The organism is Mesorhizobium sp. M7A.F.Ca.CA.002.15.2.1 (genome assembly GCF_003998715.1).
GTDB classification, from domain to species: domain Bacteria; phylum Pseudomonadota; class Alphaproteobacteria; order Rhizobiales; family Rhizobiaceae; genus Mesorhizobium; species Mesorhizobium ciceri.
This window is the reverse complement of record NZ_RZPI01000467.1, coordinates 1-4,518: the sequence shown is the minus strand read 5'-3', so window position 1 is coordinate 4,518 and position 4,518 is coordinate 1. Positions and strand designations below refer to the sequence as shown.

General features: G+C 61.8%; 6 protein-coding genes. 3 read left to right on the top strand and 3 right to left on the bottom strand.

Annotated elements, in window-relative coordinates; translation table 11 throughout:
* Positions 1-381: 381 nt before the first annotated feature.
* From trmFO to ENZ74_RS22840, 3 genes are read left to right on the top strand one after another with little or no spacing between them, the layout of a single operon-like run.
* The gene (trmFO, locus tag ENZ74_RS22850) at positions 382-1,791 is read left to right on the top strand and encodes a methylenetetrahydrofolate--tRNA-(uracil(54)-C(5))-methyltransferase (FADH(2)-oxidizing) TrmFO (protein ID WP_063168111.1); all 1,410 of its coding nucleotides are present in this window, start codon (positions 382-384) and stop codon (positions 1,789-1,791) included.
* A gap of 3 nt (positions 1,792-1,794) precedes the next feature.
* A complete protein-coding gene (locus tag ENZ74_RS22845; protein ID WP_063168112.1) occupies positions 1,795-2,361 on the top strand; it encodes a hypothetical protein in 567 nt (188 codons plus the stop codon).
* A gap of 44 nt (positions 2,362-2,405) precedes the next feature.
* Positions 2,406-2,723, top strand: coding sequence for a type II toxin-antitoxin system ParD family antitoxin (locus ENZ74_RS22840; RefSeq protein ID WP_013531311.1), 318 nt, complete (start codon positions 2,406-2,408; stop codon positions 2,721-2,723).
* 11 nt (positions 2,724-2,734) lie between these two features.
* Here the strand turns inward: ENZ74_RS22840 and ENZ74_RS22835 are convergent, their stop codons facing one another.
* The 3 genes from ENZ74_RS22835 to ENZ74_RS22825 form a co-directional block, all read right to left on the bottom strand.
* The gene (locus tag ENZ74_RS22835; protein WP_174564975.1) at positions 2,735-3,685 is read right to left on the bottom strand and encodes a sterol desaturase family protein; all 951 of its coding nucleotides are present in this window, start codon (positions 3,683-3,685) and stop codon (positions 2,735-2,737) included.
* Positions 3,685-4,113: a hypothetical protein gene (locus ENZ74_RS22830; protein WP_027160420.1), complete on the bottom strand. Its 429-nt coding sequence runs from the start codon at positions 4,111-4,113 to the stop codon at positions 3,685-3,687. Before ENZ74_RS22830 ends, ENZ74_RS22835 begins: the two co-directional genes overlap by 1 nt.
* An 83-nt stretch (positions 4,114-4,196) precedes the next feature.
* Positions 4,197-4,518, bottom strand: a 322-nt coding sequence (locus ENZ74_RS22825) for a squalene/phytoene synthase family protein (RefSeq protein ID WP_164761145.1), incomplete at its 5' end; no start/stop codon positions are given.

The window sequence follows — 4,518 nt, the reverse complement described above, 5'->3', positions numbered from 1 at the left end:
TCAAAGCCGACCTCCTCCCCGGCGATGACGAATCGGCCCGACCTTCACCTCCTCCCGAGGGTTGGCCACAAAAACGGCGCCCGCCGCACCTCCTCCCGCGGCGGGCGCTGTTTCCCAGGGGCAAGACGAATTTTGCTCCAGAGGTTTCGCCCCTTCTAAAAATGGCGAAAGGAATTTCGTCAAAGCCGACCTCCTCCCCGGCGATGACGAATATGGCCGGCCTTCACCTCCTCCCGAAGGTCGACCCGAAAAACGACACCCGCCGGACCTCCTCCCCCGGCGGGTGTTGTTGTTTTCACGAGGCGCTCCCATCAGCAGCTGTTTGCCCCGCACCGCGCACGGCAATTGCAATCGCCGCACCAAGCGATTATTCCGGCGCTCATGAGCAAAAACCCAATCCACATCATCGGCGGCGGCCTCGCCGGTTCCGAAGCCGCCTGGCAGGCAGCGCAAGCCGGCGTGCCCGTCATCCTGCATGAAATGCGGCCCGTTCGTGGCACCGATGCGCACAAGACCGATAGCCTGGCCGAGCTCGTCTGTTCCAATTCCTTCCGCTCCGACGACGCCGACAACAACGCGGTCGGCCTGTTGCACGCCGAAATGCGGCTGGCCGGCTCGTTGATCATGAGCGCCGGCGACGCCAACCAGGTTCCGGCCGGCGGCGCGCTGGCCGTCGATCGCGACGGATTCGCCGATGCCGTGACGAAAAAACTCGAAGCACACCCGCTGATCACCATCCGGCGCGAGGAAGTGCCAGGTCTGCCGCCGACGGATTGGGACCAGGCGATCGTTGCCACGGGTCCGTTGACCGCCCCCGGGCTTGCCCAGTCGATCGCGGAAGCGACCGGCGCCGATGCGCTCGCCTTCTTCGACGCCATTGCGCCGATCATCCATTTCGACACGATCGACATGAATACCTGCTGGTTCCAGTCGCGCTACGACAAGGTCGGGCCAGGCGGCACCGGCAAGGACTACATCAATTGTCCGATGGACAAGGACCAGTACCTTGCCTTCGTGCAAGCGCTGGTCGACGGCCAGAAAACCGAATTCAAGCAATGGGAAGGCACGCCCTATTTCGACGGCTGCCTGCCGATCGAAGTCATGGCCGAGCGCGGTGTCGAGACGCTACGCTACGGGCCTATGAAGCCGATGGGGCTGACCAATGCCCACAATCCGACGGTAAAGGCCTATGCCGTCGTCCAGTTGCGGCAGGACAATGCGCTGGGCACGCTCTACAACATGGTCGGTTTCCAGACCAAGTTGAAGCATGCCGAGCAGGTGCGCATCTTCCGCACCATACCGGGTCTCGAAAACGCTGATTTCGCCCGTCTCGGCGGCCTGCACCGCAACACCTACATCAACTCGCCGACCTTGCTCGACGCTTCGCTGCAACTGAAGTCGCGGCCCGGCCTGCGTTTCGCCGGCCAGATCACCGGCTGCGAAGGCTATGTCGAAAGTGCGGCCATCGGCCTGCTCGCCGGCCGCTTCGCCGCAGCGGAGCGGCTCGGCCTTGCTCCGTCCCTGCCGCCGCTGACCACGGCCTTCGGCGCTCTGCTCAACCACATCACCGGCGGTCATATTGTCTCCGATGACGAGCCGGGAAAGCGCTCATTCCAGCCGATGAACGTCAATTTCGGCCTGTTCCCACCTGTCGAAGCTCCGAAGGCCGAGGGCAAACGCATGCGCGGCAAGGACAAGACCGTTGCCAAGCGGCACGCCATCACATCGCGTGCGCAGGCTGATTGCCGAGAATGGCTAGGGCTGCCGGCACAAGCGCAAGCCGCCGAGTAGTCCGTGGCCAAGCACTCCGAGCTGCACCAGCTTCTGCCGTCGGACCTGCCGCCGAGTGGCGAACCTTTCGCCGGCGACTACGAAATTTGCTGGAGCATCTATGTCAGATGCACCAACCTGCGGAAGCTGCGCGAAGTTCATATACCCGCTATCGAGGCGCTAATAGGTCAGCCTCACGGGGGCCAAGGTTGGCTGTACGAAAATGAAAATTACAATGAGAACCGTGATCGAAGCTTGAAGAGAATCATTGCCGTTCAGCCTGTCGAAGGTCCCTACAATGACCGGCTAATTCTGGATTTCATGAAAGCGATCTATTCGCTGTCATCCTTCTGGGCGATCCAAGCCCGTCTGGATCCCTCACATCCTCATGGCGCCTACCTCAGTGCACGATTCACGCAGGAGGCTCCCAGCTCGGAGGCGCCGGCTATTGTCGACGCGCTGGTTGAGTTCGAAGCCAATTTTACAGATTTGGGGGGCCATGAATTCGGCCGGCATTTCGGCACAACTCGGCGCATTAGCGCCACCATGCCGGATGGTTCGGAAGCTGGCCGGGCGAAACCCAGGCGCTAGGACCTCATCGTTGGCCGCACGGATGAAGCAGGATACAATCCCACTTGCTGTCCAATGGGAGCCGTTCCACGGAATTCGCCGAGAAACTTTCTGTCACAGTCACGCCAGCAATGGCCCGCCTTATCCGCCAAAAAGTCGAAGACGGCTCTTTCGGCTCGGCGAGCGAAGTCATCCGCGCGGCGCTCCGGGCCTTCCAGCGCGAGGAAGAGGAGCATGCCGAGCGCCTAGCCGCGATCCGGGCCAAGATAAAGGCTTCGATCGAAGATACGCGTCCCGCTATTCCGCTGGATCACGCCATCGCGCAAGTGAGGGAACGAATCGCGCAATTGGCGTACGACAGCGATGACGACGGACCCTCCTGACATAAGAAGTTCTACTCGGCGGGCTCGACACCCACGCTTGGCAACCCAGGCTTCCCCGCCTCAGCAGGATTTCGCCTGACATAGGCAGCCTTCAAACTCTCCGAAGTCTCGCGCGAGCCGTCATGGCTCCAGCCGGGAGGCTTGATCAGATAGTTCAGGCGATCGCTCAAGGTCAGACCGGGCGCAAAGGCATCCCTGAACATGCCGATCCATTCATGGAATGCCACTTTCAGCGGATTGAAGGTGCCGAGATTCCTGACGATGCCGTAGCGCGGCCGGTCTTCTTCCAGTTCCCCGACGAAGGTGCCGAACATGCGGTCCCAGATGATCAGCGTGCCGGCATAGTTGGCGTCGAGATAGCGCGGATTGGTGGCGTGGTGGACGCGGTGGTGTGAGGGCGTGTTGAAGACGAACTCGAACCAGCCCCACATCTTGCCGATGGTCTCGGTGTGGATCCAGAATTGCCAGACCAAATTGAAGCCGAAGGTGAAGGCAATCACCGCCGGGTGGAAGCCGAGCAGCACCAGCGGCGCCTGCAGCACGAACATGAAGGTGAACAGGCCCGTCCAGCTCTGCCGCAGCGCTGTCGACAGATTGTAGTGCTGGCTGGAATGGTGGTTGACGTGTTCGGCCCACACCCAGCGCACCCGGTGCGCGATGCGGTGATAGAAATAGTAGCGCAGATCATCGAGCAGGAAGGCCACCAGAAAGACCCAGATCGACAGGCCGAGATTGAAGACGCGGAACTGCCAGAGCCACAGCAACGCCCAGTAGGACACGACGCCAAGCAGCAGCCCGGCAACGACATTGCCGGTACCCATCATCAGGCTGGTCAATGTGTCGCGCGTTTCGAACGAACCCTTGGCACGGCCGGTGCGCACCAACCAAAGCTCGATCAGGATCGCGACAACGAAGAACGGGATGGCCAGTTGAGTGACCTGCGGAAAATTGTAGTCGTCCATCATGCCGCCTCTCCGCCGAAACTCTGCGGCTCAAGCGCCTTCAGCAAGCCTTGCGCATCCGTTGCGCTGGCAAAGCGGAAGCGGCCGCCCTTCCAGGTGAAATCGGCGAGCCGCAGCGAGACCGTATTCCCGTCTCCAGCGTCCAAAATCGTGACATCTTGAGGCGTGACGATGCGGGTCAAGAAGCAGTCGCCTACGCTGTGAACGATCCCGAAGCGCCCTCGCCCGATATCCAGGAACGCGGTCCCGGCATCTGCTGTCAGGCGGACTGCCGCCACGATCTCGTCGGGAAAATCCTCGGCGAACCGGCTCTTCGCATGATCTGCGCCACTGAGCGTCGCCGTCTTGCTGCCGCCAGTGAAATGCACCGCGGCAACCGACAGCGCGATGCCAAGGGCGACGATCGCAACCAGCAAAGGCAAGCTCATTGAATGGGTATCTCCTCCGGCCGGCCTGTCGTCTATGGCGACAGTTTTGGCGCGGAGACTTCTTAGCACGGTTGACGTTTACGTCAAAGTGCTGGCCAACCCTTGCTCGCGCGGCGCAGCAATAGCCAATGCCGGCGCAAGGCCGAGAGCCGCGCCACGCCACCGAACGGCGAGCCATTCTCCATCTTGCCGAGATAGGCGCGCGACAGGGCCAGCGGCAGGAATGCCGGGCGCAGCGAGACCGGGAGAGCCGGTGCGCCTTGCTCGAAGGCGGAAAGATGTTCCCGTGCCAGCGCCATCATCGCCGCCACCGCGCGTTTGGCGCCGGATCCGCCGTCGCCGGTGACGAATTCTTCCGGCGACGATCCCGCTGCCGCCAGAATGTCGGCCGGGACAAAACATTGT

Coding starts and splice junctions, on each gene's coding strand:
- trmFO (WP_063168111.1), top strand. CDS start 382: ATGAGCAAAAACCCAATCCACATCATCGGCGGCGGCCTCGCCGGTTCC.
- ENZ74_RS22835 (WP_174564975.1), bottom strand. CDS start 3,685: ATGGACGACTACAATTTTCCGCAGGTCACTCAACTGGCCATCCCGTTC.
- ENZ74_RS22830 (WP_027160420.1), bottom strand. CDS start 4,113: ATGAGCTTGCCTTTGCTGGTTGCGATCGTCGCCCTTGGCATCGCGCTG.